Below are 15,719 nucleotides of genomic sequence, written 5' to 3'. Positions count from 1 at the left end.
GTCTTTACTCCACGGCCCCTCAGAGACCAGTCGAAACATCGATCGACTGCCCTTCGGCAAGCGTCACGATAGCTTTCTTGACATCACTCTGGCGCCCGACGATGCCGCGGAACCGCTTCACCTTGCCTTTGCGCACAGCTGTATTGACTGCAGTTACCTTCACGCGAAACAGCGCTTCGACTGCGGCCTTGATTTCCGGCTTCGTTGCCTTGCGGGCCACGTTGAAGACGACCTGGTTATGTTCGGAAACCAGGGTCGACTTTTCGGTGATAACCGGGCTGACGATCACGTCGTAATGGCGAAGATCGGTCATTTGAAACGCTCCTCGAGAGCTTCAACTGCAGCCTTGGAAAGCACGAGCTTGCCGCGACGCAGGATGTCATAAACATTGATGCCCTGAATTGGCAGAACATCGATGTTCGGGATGTTCGAAGCAGCGCGACGGAAATTCGCATCAATCTCGGCACCGCCGATGAGAAGCGCATTTTCGAAGCCCAGCTTGGCGAACTGCGAAACAAGTACCTTTGTCTTGGCATCGGCAGCGGCCAGCTCATCGATGATGATGAGCTCGGAAGCCTTTACCTTGGCAGACAGGGCATGACGGAGCGCAAGAGCGCGTACCTTCTTCGGCAGGTCATGTTCGTGGCTGTGAACAACCGGACCATGCGCCTTACCACCGCCGCGGAACTGCGGAGCACGTGCAGAATGGTGACGGGCGCGGCCCGTACCCTTCTGCTTGTACATCTTGGCGCCGGTGCGTGCGATTTCCGAACGACCCTTTGCCTTATGTGTTCCCTGCTGCTTGCGGGCGAGCTGGTAACGGACCATGCGCTGAAGGATATCGTCGCGTGGCTCAAGGCCGAAAATCTCTTCCGAGAGCTTCACCTTGCCGGCGTCTTTGCCTTCAAGTGTTGTAATTGTGAGATCCATTATACGGCTCCCTCAGTCGTCTGAGCTACTTCTGCATCAGACACAGCTGCTGCGGCGTTTGCGGCCTGGCGAACACCAGCTGGCTTGGGGGCAGTTGCCGGCAGCGCTACCTTGACGGCATCGCGTACCAGGATCCATGCACCCTTGGAGCCAGGAACAGCACCACGAACGAGAATAAGACCACGATCCAGATCCGTCGAAACGACTTCGATGTTCTGGGTCGTCACGCGGGTCTGACCCATGTGACCGGCCATCTTCTTGCCCTTGAACACTTTACCCGGGTCCTGACGCTGACCGGTCGAACCGTGAGCGCGGTGTGTTACCGAGTTACCGTGTGTGGCGCGGTGACCACCGAAGTTGTGGCGCTTCATCGAACCGGCAAAACCTTTACCGATCGACGTACCCGTCACATCAACCTTCTGACCAGCAACGAAATGTTCGGCCGTGATCTCAACACCGACATCCAAGAGGTTGTCGGCAGAAACGCGGAACTCAGCCACTTTCGCCTTTGGCTCAACGGAGGCCTTCGCGAAATGACCGCGCAATGCCTGCGTTGTATTCTTTACTTTGGCCAGTCCAACACCGAGCTGAACAGCTGTGTAGCCATTCTTCTCGACTGTACGCTGAGCCACGACATGGCAATTCTCCATACGAAGAACTGTCACAGGTACATGCTCACCTGCGTCATTGTAGACGCGAGTCATGCCCAGCTTCTGTGCAATTACACCTGAACGCATCGGTTCGTCCTTCCGTCCTCAAGCCTTACAGCTTGATCTCGACATCAACACCAGCGGAAAGATCGAGCTTCATCAGCGCGTCTACTGTCTGCGGGGTTGGGTCTACGATATCGAGAAGACGCTTATGAGTGCGCATCTCGAACTGTTCGCGGCTCTTCTTGTCGATGTGCGGCGAGCGGTTTACTGTGAACTTCTCGATCCGTGTAGGAAGCGGGATCGGTCCGCGCACATTGGCACCGGTACGCTTGGCAGTCGACACGATTTCCCGCGTCGAATCGTCAAGGATCCGATGATCAAACGCCTTGAGGCGAATGCGGATGTTTTGACCGTTCATTTCATCTTTTCCTTGTTTAGCGGAGACGCCTATAGCAGGCGCCTCTGCATAAAACCTTAATATTATTCAATGATCGAAGCGACGATGCCTGCACCGACGGTGCGGCCACCTTCACGGATAGCGAAGCGCAGCTTCTCTTCCATTGCGATCGGCACGATCAGCGTCACATCAACCGAGATGTTGTCGCCGGGCATGACCATTTCCGTGCCTTCCGGCAGCGTCACCACGCCCGTCACGTCGGTCGTGCGGAAGTAGAACTGCGGACGGTAGTTGGAGAAGAATGGCGTATGACGGCCACCTTCGTCCTTCGTCAGGATGTAGGCTTCTGCCTTGAACTTCGTGTGCGGCTTGACCGAACCTGGCTTGGCAAGGATCTGGCCGCGCTCGACGTCTTCACGGCCAACGCCGCGGATCAGCGCGCCGATGTTGTCGCCGGCCTGGCCCTGGTCGAGCAGCTTGCGGAACATTTCAACGCCGGTCACCGTCGTCTTCGTCGTCGGCTTGATGCCGATGATTTCAACTTCTTCACCGACCTTGACGATACCGCGTTCAACGCGGCCCGTCACAACCGTACCACGACCCGAGATCGAGAACACGTCTTCGATCGGCATCAGGAACGGCTGGTCAACCGGACGCTCCGGCGTCGGGATGTACTTGTCGACTTCCGCCATCAGCGCGCGCACCGCGTCTTCGCCGATTTCCTTGTTGGAATCTTCCAGTGCAGCCAGCGCCGAACCCTTGACGATCGGCACATCGTCGCCCGGGAAGTCGTACTTCGACAGAAGCTCGCGCACTTCCAGTTCAACCAGTTCCAGAAGCTCGGCATCGTCAACCTGGTCGACCTTGTTCAGGAAAACCACGATCGCCGGAACGCCAACCTGACGGGCCAGCAGGATGTGCTCGCGCGTCTGCGGCATCGGGCCGTCGGCTGCCGATACAACCAGGATCGCGCCGTCCATCTGCGCCGCACCGGTGATCATGTTCTTCACATAGTCGGCGTGGCCGGGGCAATCGACGTGCGCGTAGTGGCGCGCTGCCGTCTCGTACTCGACGTGTGCCGTCGAAATGGTGATGCCGCGCGCCTTTTCTTCCGGTGCCGCGTCGATCTGGTCGTACGCCTTGAACTCTCCGAAATACTTCGTAATCGCTGCCGTCAACGATGTCTTGCCATGGTCAACGTGACCAATCGTGCCGATGTTGACGTGCGGCTTGTTACGTTCAAACTTGCTCTTAGCCATCTGAGCTCTCCGTTATATGTTCGCCTGCTCAGGCTTAACTCAACTGTCACGCGCAACCGTCAGGGTTACGCAAACTTCTTCTGAATTTCCTGTGCGACTGCTGTCGGAACAGGTTCGTAGTGATCAAACTGCATCGTGTACTGTGCACGACCCTGGCTCATCGAACGCAGCGTGTTCACATAACCAAACATGTTGGCCAGCGGCACGTTTGCATTGACGACCGTAGCAATGCCACGGGCTTCGGTACCCGAAATCTGACCACGACGTGAATTCAGATCGCCGATTACGTCACCGACATAATCTTCAGGCGTTACAACTTCGACCTTCATGATCGGCTCGAGCAGTTGAGCACCGGCTTCGCGGGCAGCTTCGCGGAATGCCGCACGGCCTGCGATTTCGAATGCCAGAACCGACGAGTCGACATCATGGTAGGCACCGTCGATCAGCGTGGCTTTCACGCCGAGCATCGGGAAGCCTGCGAGCGGACCCGCACCCATGACGCTTTCAATACCCTTCTGAACGCCCGGAATGTATTCCTTCGGTACAGAGCCGCCGACGATCTTCGATTCGAAGATGAAATCGTCGCCATCGTGGGGTTCGAAGATGATCTTGACGCGAGCGAACTGACCCGAACCACCCGACTGCTTCTTGTGGGTGTAGTCCTGTTCCTTCTTGCGTGTGATCGATTCGCGGTAGGCAACCTGCGGCTGACCAACATTCGCCTCGACCTTGAACTCGCGACGCATACGGTCAACGAGAATGTCGAGATGAAGTTCGCCCATGCCGGCGATGATTGTCTGACCCGACTCTTCATCCGACTTGACGCGGAATGAAGGATCTTCAGCAGCAAGACGGTTCAGCGCAATGCCCATCTTTTCCTGGTCGGCCTTGGTCTTCGGTTCGATCGCGATTTCGATAACCGGATCGGGGAATTCCATGCGTTCCAGGATAACCGGCTTCAGCGGATCGCAGAGCGTGTCACCTGTCGTTGTTTCTTTCAGGCCTGCCAGAGCAACGATGTCGCCGGCAAACGCTTCTTCAATGTCTTCACGCGAGTTGGAATGCATCTGCAGCATACGGCCGATACGTTCGCGCTTGTTCTTGACTGTGTTGTCGAGCGAAACGCCCTTGGTCAGCTTGCCGGAATAGATGCGGCAGAAAGTCAGCGAACCAACGAACGGATCGTTCATGATCTTGAATGCGAGCATCGACAGAGGCTCTTCATCCGAAGACTTGCGGGTTGTTTCGCCATCGGTCTTCGGGTCGATACCCTTGATCGAAGGAACGTCAACCGGCGAAGGCAGGTATTCAACAACACCATCAAGCAGAGGCTGTACGCCCTTGTTCTTGAAGGCCGAACCGCAGAATACCGGATGGAATTCAACACGGCAGGTACCGGTGCGGATCAGAGCGCGCAGAGCGTCGTTGTCAGGCATGTTGCCTTCCAGATACGCTTCCATCGCAGCTTCATCGACTTCAACGGCAGCTTCGATCAGCTTTTCGCGGTATTCTTCAGCCTTGGCTTGCAGATCAGCAGGGATCTCAACGACATCCCACTGCGCACCCAGCTGCTCATCACGCCAGACCAGAGCCTTCATTTCGATCAGATCGACGACGCCCTTGAATTCTGTCTCTGCACCGATCGGCAGCTGCATGACAACAGCCTTGGCACCAAGACGGGTCTTGACCATTTCAACGCAGCGATCGAAATCGGCGCCGGTCTTGTCCATCTTGTTGACGAAGATCATGCGCGGAACATGATACTTCTCAGCCTGACGCCAAACGGTTTCCGTCTGCGGCTCTACGCCGGCATTGGCATCGAGCAGTGCAATCGCACCGTCGAGAACGCGCAGCGAGCGCTCGACTTCAATCGTGAAGTCGACGTGGCCTGGCGTGTCGATGATGTTGAAGCGACGCTTCTTGCCATCACGGCCTGTCCAGTAGGTGGTGGTTGCAGCGGACGTGATCGTGATGCCACGCTCCTGCTCCTGCTCCATCCAATCCATGGTTGCAGCGCCATCATGGACTTCACCGATTTTGTGCGACTTGCCGGTGTAATAAAGAATACGCTCGGTCGTCGTCGTCTTGCCGGCGTCGATGTGCGCCATAATACCGAAATTACGGTAGTCTTCGATTTTATATTCGCGGGCCATGATATGGTGCCTTCAAGAATAGGGTTTCGACGATTACCAGCGGTAATGCGAGAATGCGCGGTTGGCTTCTGCCATGCGATGCGTGTCTTCACGCTTCTTCACAGCCGAGCCACGGTTGTTTGCCGCATCCAGGAGTTCGCCGGACAGGCGATCAATCATCGTGGTCTCATTGCGACCGCGAGCAGCATTGATCAGCCAACGGATGGCAAGAGCCTGACGACGCTCTGGACGAACATCGACCGGAACCTGGTATGTTGCACCACCAACACGGCGCGAGCGCACTTCAACGTGCGGCGCAACATTGTCGAGGGCCTGATGGAACAGGGCAACCGGCTCCTGCTTGCTCTTGGCTTCAACCGACTCAAGCGCACCGTAAACGATACGCTCAGCGATCGACTTCTTGCCATGATGCATGACTGCATTCATGAATTTCGTCAGAACGAGATCGCCGAACTTTGGATCCGGGTTAATCTCACGCTTTTCTGCACTATGGCGTCTGGACATACTTTTTGTCTCTTATCTGCATCGGGTTGACCTACCTGGTGGCCAAAGTCCCGGAAAATCTTACTTCGGACGCTTTGCACCGTACTTGGAACGGCGCTGCTTACGGTTCTTGACGCCCTGCGTATCGAGAACACCACGGATGATGTGGTAACGAACGCCCGGCAAATCCTTGACACGGCCGCCGCGGATCATCACGACAGAGTGTTCCTGAAGGTTGTGGCCTTCACCCGGAATGTATCCGATAACTTCGAAGCCATTCGTCAGACGCACCTTGGCAACCTTACGCAGAGCCGAGTTCGGCTTCTTCGGGGTCGTCGTATAGACGCGGGTGCAAACGCCGCGCTTCTGCGGGTTTTCCTGCAAGGCAGGAACTTTATTGCGCTTTACCGGCGCAGTGCGCGGCTTGCGGATCAACTGGTTTACGGTAGGCATTCAACCTTCCCTCTTTCACAAATCTCGTATCTTCGCCCGTCAGGGCCGTTTCAGCGCCATGCTCATGCACGAATTCGGGCAACTAAACCACCGCGAGGGTGGTTGCCCGAATAAAAGCAGAGGAAGCCTTAAGAGCTTCATGCGAGCGGCAAATTGCATTTCGATCGTAAAACGAACCCTGTTTGAGATGAACTCCAGAGCGTGTCGCTCCGAAACAGCCAATCTCACATCGGCTCAGATGTGCTGCTGATACTTTGTCCCCTGCTCCACGTCAAGCCTGAACACCAAATTTTATTAAGGTTTGGAGCGTTTTGGGGCGCTTTGCGGCCTGATGGTAAGATTGTTTCGCGTAAAGAGCGCGAATTCAAGCAATCTTTCGCATCGTGCACAGAGATTTAAGGCTTTGGCGAGACGCCTGCGGCCATTTTGGCTAGTCTTATGGCTTGTAACACACAGATTCGGGAATCATTAACATGTCCACTGCCCCTGCCGACTCAAAGCCGGTCCACCTCATCGTTGCCGACGTCTGGAAGAAAGGCGAGGAAGAGCCGCTGCAGGTGCATGTTCTCCTGATGAACGACGATGCCGACGGGCTGGTTGAAACCGCCCTGCAGATTCTGGCCAATGAAGGCTATGAAGAGGCTGAACTCCTGGAGATCGGCACGCTGACAAGCGAGCCGGAGGAAGAACCCCACCTCTCCGCCTGGAAGACCGCCCTCACCGGCCAGGCCGCGCTGATCGAGTTTGACCAATGAACTAGAGGGGCTGGCATTACGCTCGCCTGCCCATCAGCATTCACCTCATAGCTCAAACAAAAAGGCCGCCCCGAAAGGCGGCCTTTTCAATGTCGTCGTGTGCAACCGGCTTATTCGGCCGGGGTGCCTGTCATGTCGGTCAGCATGGCGTCGACCTTGGCAGCACCGGCTCCGCTTTCCTTGCGGCGCTCGTCGATGATCAGCTCGTCGCGGGCACCGGCAATGCGGCGGATCTGCTTGACCGTTCCACCCGTACCAGCCGGGATCAGACGGCCAACGATGACGTTTTCCTTCAGGCCCTGCAGCGCATCCATCTTGCCGGCGACGGCAGCTTCCGTGAGGACGCGTGTCGTTTCCTGGAAGGACGCAGCCGAGATGAAGGACGGCGTCTGCAGCGAAGCCTTGGTGATACCCAGGAGAACCGGAGTACCGTAACCTGGCTTCTTGCCATCTTCCTCGAGACGTTCGTTGATCTCGTCCAGCTCGATCCGGTCGACATGGTCACCGGCGATGAAGCCAGTGTCACCGGATTCGGTGATTTCGACCTTCTGCAGCATCTGGCGGACAATCACTTCGATGTGCTTGTCGTTGATCAGAACGCCCTGCAGACGATAGACTTCCTGGATTTCATTGACGAGATACGAAGCGAGTGCTTCCACGCCCTTGATGGCCAGAATGTCATGCGGTGCCGGGTTGCCGTCGAGGATGTAATCGCCCTTTTCGATCGCATCGCCATCCTGAAGATGGAAAGGCTTGCCCTTGGGGATCAGATACTCAACTGGCTCGAGCGTCTCGTCGTTCGGTTCGATGACGATGCGGCGCTTGTTCTTGTAGTCGCGGCCAAAACGAACCGTACCATCGATTTCGGCGATGATCGCATGGTCCTTCGGACGGCGTGCTTCGAACAGTTCCGCAACGCGCGGCAGACCACCGGTGATGTCCTTGGTCTTGGCGCTTTCCATCGGGATACGAGCAAGAACGTCACCCGCCTTCACGTGCGAGCCGGGCTCAACCGACAGGATCGATTCAACCGACAGCTGGAAGCGTGCATCGCCGCCCTTTGCCAGTTTCAGAACCTTGCCGGCCTTGTCCTTGACAACGATGCAAGGCTTCAGGTCCGAACCGCGCGGTGTCGAACGCCAGTCGATGACCACGCGCTTGGTGATACCGGTGGACTCGTCCGTCGTTTCCGAAACGGAGAGACCGTCGACCATGTCTTCGAATTCGACATGACCTTCGACTTCCGTCATGACCGGGCGGGTATAAGGATCCCACTCGGCAACGCGCTGGCCGCGCTTAACCGTATCGCCGTCATCGACATAGATGCGCGAACCGTAGGTGACGCGGTGTGTCGCCCGTTCCTTGCCTGTCGCATCAAGAATGACAACAGCCATGTTACGGCCCATGACAACCAGATGGCCGTCGGAGTTGCGAACCACGTTGCGGTTACGGATCTGTACCGTGCCTTCATAGCTGGCTTCGAGGAACGACTGATCCACAACCTGCGCCGTACCACCAAGGTGGAACGTACGCATCGTCAGCTGCGTGCCTGGCTCACCGATCGACTGAGCGGCGATAACGCCGACAGCTTCACCCTGATTCACAGGCGTACCACGGGCCAGATCGCGGCCGTAGCACTTGGCGCAGATGCCGCCACGGGTCTCACAGGTGAGAGCCGAACGGATGCGGATGGACTGAACGCCCGCCTTTTCGATGGCATCGATATCGAACTCGTCGATGATGTTGCCGCCGGTAACCAGAACGTCACCCGTCAACGGATGCAGGATGTCTTCGAGCGCCGTACGGCCGAGAACACGCTGGCCAATGGTCGCAACGACCTGACCGGCATCAACGATCGGCTGCATGGTGAGGCCCGTTGTCGTGCCGCAATCCACGGAGATGACGATGCAATCCTGCGCGACGTCGACGAGACGGCGTGTCAGGTAACCGGAGTTGGCCGTCTTCAAGGCGGTATCGGCAAGACCCTTACGGGCACCGTGGGTCGAGTTGAAGTACTCGTTCACGGTCAGGCCTTCCTTGAAGTTCGAAATGATCGGCGTTTCGATGATTTCGCCCGAAGGTTTGGCCATCAGTCCGCGCATGCCGCCCAGCTGGCGCATCTGGTTCGGCGAACCACGGGCACCCGAGTGCGACATCATGTAGATCGAGTTCATCTGCTTCTGGCGGCCAGTGACAGGATCGAACTCGACAGCCTTAATGCGGGCCATCATTTCGTCAGCGACCTTCTCGGTGCACTTGCCCCAAGCGTCGACGACCTTGTTGTACTTCTCGCCCTGGGTGATCAGGCCGTCATTGTACTGCTGTTCGTATTCGGTCGCCAAAGCTTCGGTCTCGGCAACGAGCTTCGCCTTGGTTTCCGGAATGACCATGTCGTCCTTGCCGAAGGAAATACCGGCACGGCAGGCGTGGCTGAAACCGAGCTGCATGATACGATCGCAGAAAATGACCGTCTCTTTCTGTCCGCAATGGCGATAGACCGTGTCGATCATCTTGGAGATGTTCTTCTTGGTCATTTCCTGGTTGCAGATGTCGAAAGGCACGTTGTGGTGCTTCGGCAGCAGCTCACCGATGATCATGCGGCCAGGCGTCGTGTCGAAAATCTTCGACGTCGGCTTGCCGTCCGCATCAATGCTCTTGAAGCGGCCCTTGATCTTGGTGTGCAGGGTGACAGCACCGCTGCCAATGGCGTGATGCAGTTCACCGATATCGGCAAAAGCCATGCCTTCGCCCGGCTCTTTCGCCGCAACGATCGACAGATAGTACAGGCCCAGAACCATGTCCTGTGACGGAACGATAACCGGCAGACCGTTTGCAGGGTGCAGGATGTTGTTCGTCGACATCATCAGAACGCGGGCTTCAAGCTGCGCTTCCAGGGAAAGCGGAACGTGAACAGCCATCTGGTCACCGTCGAAGTCCGCGTTGAATGCGGTACAGACGAGCGGATGCAGCTGGATAGCCTTGCCTTCGATCAGGATGGGTTCGAACGCCTGGATGCCAAGACGGTGCAGCGTCGGCGCACGGTTCAGAAGAACCGGGTGCTCGCGGATGACCTCGTCAAGGATGTCCCAGACTTCCGGCTTTTCCTTTTCAACCAGCTTCTTCGCCTGCTTGACGGTCGAGGAATAACCCTTGGCGTCGAGACGGGCATAGATGAACGGCTTGAACAGTTCGAGCGCCATCTTCTTCGGCAGACCGCACTGGTGCAGCTTCAGTTCCGGACCGGTCACGATGACCGAACGGCCGGAATAGTCGACGCGCTTGCCGAGCAGGTTCTGACGGAAGCGGCCCTGCTTGCCCTTGAGCATGTCGGACAGCGACTTCAGCGGACGCTTGTTGGCACCGGTGATCACGCGGCCGCGACGGCCGTTGTCGAACAGTGCATCAACCGATTCCTGAAGCATGCGCTTCTCGTTGCGGATGATGATGCCAGGTGCGCGCAGTTCGATCAGGCGCTTCAGACGGTTGTTACGGTTGATCACACGACGATAGAGGTCGTTGAGATCGGACGTCGCAAAGCGGCCGCCATCCAGCGGAACAAGCGGGCGCAGGTCCGGCGGAATGACCGGAACGATCTTCATGATCATCCATTCCGGACGGTTACCCGATTCCAGGAAGTTTTCGACGATCTTCAGACGCTTCATCAGCTTCTTCTGCTTCAGATCCGAAGTCGTTGTCGCCAGCTCTTCACGCAGATCGCCGGCAATCTTCTCCAGATCCATGGAAGCCAGAAGCTCATGGATAGCTTCCGCGCCGATCAGTGCCGTGAAGGAATCTTCACCGAACTCATCGACAGCGATCATGTATTCTTCCTCTGAAAGCAGCTGATGCTCTTTCAGGGATGTCAGGCCGGGCTCGGTCACGATGTAGTTCTCGAAATAGAGAACGCGCTCGATGCCCTTGAGGGTCATGTCGAGCAATGTGCCGATACGGCTTGGCAGAGACTTCAGGAACCAGATGTGCGCAACCGGGGCTGCGAGTTCGATATGGCCCATGCGCTCACGGCGAACGCGCGACAGCGTTACTTCCACGCCGCACTTTTCGCAGATGATGCCCTTGTATTTCATACGCTTGTACTTGCCGCACAAGCATTCATAGTCCTTGATCGGCCCGAAGATCCGAGCACAGAAGAGACCATCCCGCTCAGGCTTGAATGTGCGGTAGTTGATCGTCTCCGGCTTCTTGATCTCACCGTATGACCAGGACAGAATCTTCTCAGGGCTGGCAATCGAAATCCGGATGGAATCGAATGCCTGTACAGGCACCTGAGGATTGAAAAGATTCATGACCTCTTGGTTCATGCCGTTTCTCCATGGGGCAAAAATTGCCCTCTGCTTGCGATGGAATGATCCGCCGTCGCGGGTCCATCTAGATCAAATGCCGCTTCTGCAGCGGCTCGAAACAAAATGGTCGGGTGCGCGGCAAACCGCGCACCCCAACTTTTTTACTCTGCCGCGTCAGGCAAAGCCTGCTGCTCTTGCTGGCGTGTATCGTCCAGCTCGACATTGAGACCGAGCGAACGCATTTCCTTGACGAGAACGTTGAAGCTCTCCGGAATACCGGCCTCGAACGTATCGTCACCGCGGACGATCGCTTCATAGACCTTGGTACGGCCGGCGACGTCATCGGACTTGACCGTGAGCATTTCCTGCAGCGTGTAGGCCGCACCGTATGCTTCCAGGGCCCAGACCTCCATTTCACCGAAACGCTGACCGCCGAACTGGGCCTTGCCGCCCAGGGGCTGCTGCGTCACGAGCGAGTATGGTCCGATCGAACGGGCATGGATCTTGTCGTCGACCAGGTGGTGCAGCTTCAGCATGTAGATGTAGCCGACAGTCACCTGACGATCGAAAGTTTCACCCGTACGTCCGTCATAGAGCGTCGACTGACCGGAAGCCTTCAGACCCGCCTGCTCCAGCATCACATTGATGTCCGGCTCATGCGCACCGTCAAACACCGGCGTTGCAATCGACACGCCGCGCTTCATCTGCTCACCAAGACGCACGATGCTCTCGTCGTCATAGTTGCGGACTGGCTCGTTCCGGTCGTTGTCGGGGATGATCGACTCGATCGTCGCCCGCAGCGGCTGGATATCGCCCTGACCACTGGCCGCATACTGCGCCTTGTAGGCTTCGATCAGATCGCCGATCTTCTTGCCCATTCCGGCGCAGGCCCAGCCCAGATGCGTTTCCAGAATCTGGCCAACGTTCATGCGGCTTGGCACGCCAAGCGGATTGAGCACGATGTCGACATGCGTTCCGTCTTCGAGGAACGGCATATCTTCAACGGCGGCAATACGCGAGACAACACCCTTGTTGCCGTGACGGCCGGCCATCTTGTCGCCTGGCTGGATCTTGCGCTTCACAGCAACAAAGACCTTGACCATCTTCATGACGCCCGGAGGCATCTCGTCGCCGCGCTGTACCTTTTCGACCTTGTCCATGAAGCGCTGTTCGAGCAGCTTCTTGGAGTCGTCGTACTGGTTGCGCAGAGCTTCGATTTCGCCCTGAAGCTTTTCGTCCTCGACGGCGAACTGCCACCACTGGGAACGCGGGTGTTCACCCATGACTTCCGTCGTGACAACAGTGCCCTTCTTGAACGACTTCGGTCCGGCAACGGCAGGCTTGCCATTGAGAACGTCAGCCAGACGGCCATAGACGTTGCGGTCAAGAATAGCCTGTTCGTCGTCGCGGTCCTTGGCCAAACGCTCGATTTCCTCGCGTTCGATCGCCATGGCGCGTTCGTCCTTTTCAACGCCGTGGCGGTTGAAAACGCGAACTTCCACAACCGTGCCGTAAGTCCCGGGCGGCATGCGCATCGAGGTGTCACGGACATCGGAAGCCTTTTCACCGAAGATGGCGCGCAGAAGCTTCTCTTCCGGCGTCATCGGGCTTTCGCCCTTCGGCGTGATCTTGCCGACGAGAATGTCGCCGGGCTGAACTTCCGCACCGATGTAAACGATACCGGCTTCGTCCAGGTTCTTCAGGGCTTCTTCCGAAACGTTCGGAATGTCGCGCGTGATTTCTTCCGGTCCGAGCTTCGTATCGCGGGCCATGACTTCGAACTCCTCGATGTGGATCGAGGTGAAGACGTCATCCGAAACGATCTTTTCAGACAGAAGGATGGAGTCTTCGTAGTTGTAGCCGTTCCAAGGCATGAACGCGACCAGCACGTTGCGGCCGAGCGCCAGATCGCCCAGGTCCGTCGAAGGACCGTCGGCAATGATGTCACCCTTTTCGATCCGGTCGCCAACACGAACCAGCGGACGCTGATTGATGCAGGTGTTCTGGTTCGAACGCTGGAACTTCATCAGGCGGTAGATATCGACGCCTGATTTGCCCGGTACGAGGTCTTCCGTCGCACGGATAACGATACGCGTCGCATCGACCTGATCGACGATACCTGTGCGGCGTGCACCGATGGCGGCGCCGGAGTCACGGGCAACGATCGGCTCCATGCCGGTACCGACGAACGGTGCCTCGGCACGAACCAGAGGTACGGCCTGACGCTGCATGTTCGAGCCCATCAGAGCGCGGTTGGCGTCGTCGTTTTCCAGGAACGGAATGAGCGCTGCGGCAACCGATACGAGCTGCTTCGGCGACACGTCCATCAGATCCACGTTTTCACGCGGAGCCATCAGAACTTCACCCGCGTGACGGCAGACAACGAATTCGTCCGTGAAGGCACCGGAAGCGTCGAGTTCCACATTGGCCTGCGCCACGTGATACTTGGCTTCTTCCATCGCCGAGAGATAGACGACGTCGTCCGTGACCTTGCCGTCAACGATCCGGCGGTACGGGCTTTCGATGAAGCCGTACTTGTTGACCCGGGCAAAGGTTGCGAGCGAGTTGATCAGACCGATGTTCGGGCCTTCCGGCGTTTCAATCGGGCAGATACGGCCGTAATGCGTCGGGTGCACGTCGCGGACTTCGAAGCCGGCACGCTCGCGGGTCAGACCACCAGGTCCAAGTGCCGAAAGACGGCGCTTGTGGGTGATTTCCGAAAGCGGGTTGGTCTGATCCATGAACTGCGACAGCTGCGAGGAGCCGAAGAATTCGCGAACGGCAGCAGCTGCCGGCTTCGCATTGATCAGGTCCTGCGGCATCACGGTGTCGATTTCGATGGACGACATGCGTTCCTTGATGGCGCGCTCCATGCGGAGCAGGCCAACGCGGTACTGGTTTTCCATCAATTCGCCAACCGAACGCACGCGGCGGTTGCCGAGATTGTCGATGTCGTCGATTTCACCGCGACCGTCGCGCAGATCGACCAGCATCTTGACCACGGCAAGGATATCTTCCTTGCGCAGGATGCGGACTGTGTCTTCCGCATTCAGGTCGAGACGCATGTTCATCTTCACGCGGCCAACAGCCGAGAGATCATAACGCTCGCTATCGAAGAACAGCGACTTGAACATGGCTTCAGCCGAGTCGATTGTCGGCGGCTCACCGGGACGCATGACGCGATAGATGTCGAACAGGGCGTCCTGACGGCTCTCGTTCTTGTCAACAGCAAGCGTGTTGCGGATATACGGTCCGATATTGACATGGTCGATATCGAGAACGTTGATCTCGGCAACGCCTGTGTCGAGCAGAACCTTGAGCGTCTTCTCGTCCAGTTCGTCACCGGCTTCGAGATAGACTTCACCGGTTTCCATGTTGACGATGTCTTCGGCAAGATACATGCCGAACAGGTCGTCTTCCGTTGCCTTGATGAACTTCAGGCCCTTCTCAGCAAGCTGCTTGGCAGCACGGGCTGTCAGCTTCTTGCCGGACTCGAGAATGACTTCACCGGTATCGGCATCGACAACGTCGGTTGTCGCCTTGAAACCGCGGAAACGATCGACGGAGAACGGAATGCGCCAGGTGTCGCCGTCACGGCTGAACATCAGCGAATTGTAGAACGTCGACAGGATTTCTTCGCTGTCCATGCCCAGCGCCATCAGCAGCGATGTCGCAGGAATCTTGCGGCGGCGGTCGATACGCGCATAGACCACGTCCTTGGCATCGAACTCGATGTCAAGCCAGGAACCGCGGTAAGGAATGACGCGCGCAGCAAACAGCAGCTTGCCCGACGAATGGGTCTTGCCCTTGTCGTGATCGAAGAAAACGCCCGGCGAACGGTGCATCTGCGAAACGATGACGCGTTCGGTACCGTTGACGATGAACGTGCCGTTATCGGTCATGAGCGGCATGTCGCCCATGTAAACGTCCTGTTCCTTGATGTCCTTGATCGACTTGGCGCCCGTATCCTCGTCAATATCGAACACGATCAGGCGCAGCGTGACTTTCAGCGGTGCAGCATAGGTCAGATCGCGCTGACGGCATTCGTCAACGTCGAATTTTGGAGCTTCAAATTCATACTTGACGAATTCAAGCATGGAAGCGCCGGAGAAATCCTGGATCGGGAACACAGACTTGAACACAGCCTGCAGACCTTCATCAAGACGCCCGCCTTTCGGCTCCTCAACCATGAGGAACTGATCGTAGGAAGCCTTCTGAACCTCGATGAGGTTCGGCATCTCTGCGACTTCAGGGATCTTACCGAAAAACTTGCGTACGCGCCTACGACCGTTAAAAGTATGGGTCTGAGCCATCGTCGCTCCTCGTCTTTGCGCC

At 57.1% G+C, this 15,719-nt stretch carries 11 protein-coding genes; 1 reads left to right on the top strand and 10 read right to left on the bottom strand.

Annotation, left to right across the window (positions count from 1 at the left end; genetic code table 11):
- Positions 1 to 19: 19 nt before the first annotated feature.
- The 8 genes from ACZ25R_RS11950 to rpsL form a co-directional block, all read right to left on the bottom strand.
- On the bottom strand, positions 20 to 313 hold the full coding sequence (locus ACZ25R_RS11950) for a 50S ribosomal protein L23 (RefSeq protein ID WP_223613265.1): 294 nt from the start codon (positions 311 to 313) through the stop codon (positions 20 to 22).
- On the bottom strand, positions 310 to 930 hold the full coding sequence (rplD, locus tag ACZ25R_RS11945; RefSeq protein ID WP_472461098.1) for a 50S ribosomal protein L4: 621 nt from the start codon (positions 928 to 930) through the stop codon (positions 310 to 312). Before rplD ends, ACZ25R_RS11950 begins: the two co-directional genes overlap by 4 nt.
- On the bottom strand, positions 930 to 1,667 hold the full coding sequence (gene rplC, locus ACZ25R_RS11940) for a 50S ribosomal protein L3 (protein ID WP_105732685.1): 738 nt from the start codon (positions 1,665 to 1,667) through the stop codon (positions 930 to 932). The genes rplD and rplC overlap by 1 nt, the downstream gene beginning before the upstream one ends.
- 25 nt (positions 1,668 to 1,692) lie before the next feature.
- A complete protein-coding gene (gene rpsJ / locus ACZ25R_RS11935; protein WP_008124902.1) occupies positions 1,693 to 2,001 on the bottom strand; it encodes a 30S ribosomal protein S10 in 309 nt (102 codons plus the stop codon).
- Positions 2,002 to 2,063: 62 nt separating this feature from the next.
- Positions 2,064 to 3,239 (bottom strand): elongation factor Tu, encoded by a 1,176-nt coding sequence (tuf, locus tag ACZ25R_RS11930; RefSeq protein WP_105732669.1) that lies wholly within the window; start codon positions 3,237 to 3,239, stop codon positions 2,064 to 2,066.
- 65 nt (positions 3,240 to 3,304) lie between these two features.
- Positions 3,305 to 5,392, bottom strand: coding sequence for an elongation factor G (gene fusA, locus ACZ25R_RS11925; protein WP_403174869.1), 2,088 nt, complete (start codon positions 5,390 to 5,392; stop codon positions 3,305 to 3,307).
- 33 nt (positions 5,393 to 5,425) lie between these two features.
- Positions 5,426 to 5,896 (bottom strand): 30S ribosomal protein S7, encoded by a 471-nt coding sequence (gene rpsG / locus ACZ25R_RS11920; protein WP_105732683.1) that lies wholly within the window; start codon positions 5,894 to 5,896, stop codon positions 5,426 to 5,428.
- Positions 5,897 to 5,956: 60 nt separating this feature from the next.
- Positions 5,957 to 6,328 (bottom strand): 30S ribosomal protein S12, encoded by a 372-nt coding sequence (gene rpsL / locus ACZ25R_RS11915; protein ID WP_008121760.1) that lies wholly within the window; start codon positions 6,326 to 6,328, stop codon positions 5,957 to 5,959.
- Positions 6,329 to 6,801: 473 nt separating this feature from the next.
- On the opposite strand from rpsL, the gene ACZ25R_RS11910 reads away from it, so the two are divergent.
- The gene (locus ACZ25R_RS11910) at positions 6,802 to 7,083 is read left to right on the top strand and encodes a hypothetical protein (protein WP_346306317.1); all 282 of its coding nucleotides are present in this window, start codon (positions 6,802 to 6,804) and stop codon (positions 7,081 to 7,083) included.
- Positions 7,084 to 7,193: 110 nt separating this feature from the next.
- Here ACZ25R_RS11910 and rpoC read toward each other — a convergent pair whose 3' ends face one another.
- Entirely contained in the window at positions 7,194 to 11,402 is a 4,209-nt protein-coding gene (gene rpoC / locus ACZ25R_RS11905; protein WP_223613256.1) for a DNA-directed RNA polymerase subunit beta', read from the bottom strand.
- A gap of 143 nt (positions 11,403 to 11,545) precedes the next feature.
- Positions 11,546 to 15,697, bottom strand: coding sequence for a DNA-directed RNA polymerase subunit beta (rpoB, locus tag ACZ25R_RS11900; protein ID WP_472461097.1), 4,152 nt, complete (start codon positions 15,695 to 15,697; stop codon positions 11,546 to 11,548).
- Positions 15,698 to 15,719: the final 22 nt, after the last annotated feature.

The organism is Phyllobacterium sp. RCAM01083 (genome assembly GCF_055685835.1).
The sequence above is the reverse complement of the archived record's forward strand: the minus strand, read 5'-3'. Positions and strand labels throughout refer to the sequence as shown.

What these genes read in the sequence shown, in the direction of transcription:
- rpsL (WP_008121760.1), bottom strand. Translation starts at nt 6,328, where the DNA reads ATGCCTACCGTAAACCAGTTGATCCGCAAGCCGCGCACTGCGCCGGTA.
- rpsJ (WP_008124902.1), bottom strand. Translation starts at nt 2,001, where the DNA reads ATGAACGGTCAAAACATCCGCATTCGCCTCAAGGCGTTTGATCATCGG.
- fusA (WP_403174869.1), bottom strand. Translation starts at nt 5,392, where the DNA reads ATGGCCCGCGAATATAAAATCGAAGACTACCGTAATTTCGGTATTATG.
- rpsG (WP_105732683.1), bottom strand. Translation starts at nt 5,896, where the DNA reads ATGTCCAGACGCCATAGTGCAGAAAAGCGTGAGATTAACCCGGATCCA.
- rplC (WP_105732685.1), bottom strand. Translation starts at nt 1,667, where the DNA reads ATGCGTTCAGGTGTAATTGCACAGAAGCTGGGCATGACTCGCGTCTAC.
- tuf (WP_105732669.1), bottom strand. Translation starts at nt 3,239, where the DNA reads ATGGCTAAGAGCAAGTTTGAACGTAACAAGCCGCACGTCAACATCGGC.
- rpoB (WP_472461097.1), bottom strand. Translation starts at nt 15,697, where the DNA reads ATGGCTCAGACCCATACTTTTAACGGTCGTAGGCGCGTACGCAAGTTT.
- ACZ25R_RS11950 (WP_223613265.1), bottom strand. Translation starts at nt 313, where the DNA reads ATGACCGATCTTCGCCATTACGACGTGATCGTCAGCCCGGTTATCACC.
- rpoC (WP_223613256.1), bottom strand. Translation starts at nt 11,402, where the DNA reads ATGAACCAAGAGGTCATGAATCTTTTCAATCCTCAGGTGCCTGTACAG.
- rplD (WP_472461098.1), bottom strand. Translation starts at nt 930, where the DNA reads ATGGATCTCACAATTACAACACTTGAAGGCAAAGACGCCGGCAAGGTG.
- ACZ25R_RS11910 (WP_346306317.1), top strand. Translation starts at nt 6,802, where the DNA reads ATGTCCACTGCCCCTGCCGACTCAAAGCCGGTCCACCTCATCGTTGCC.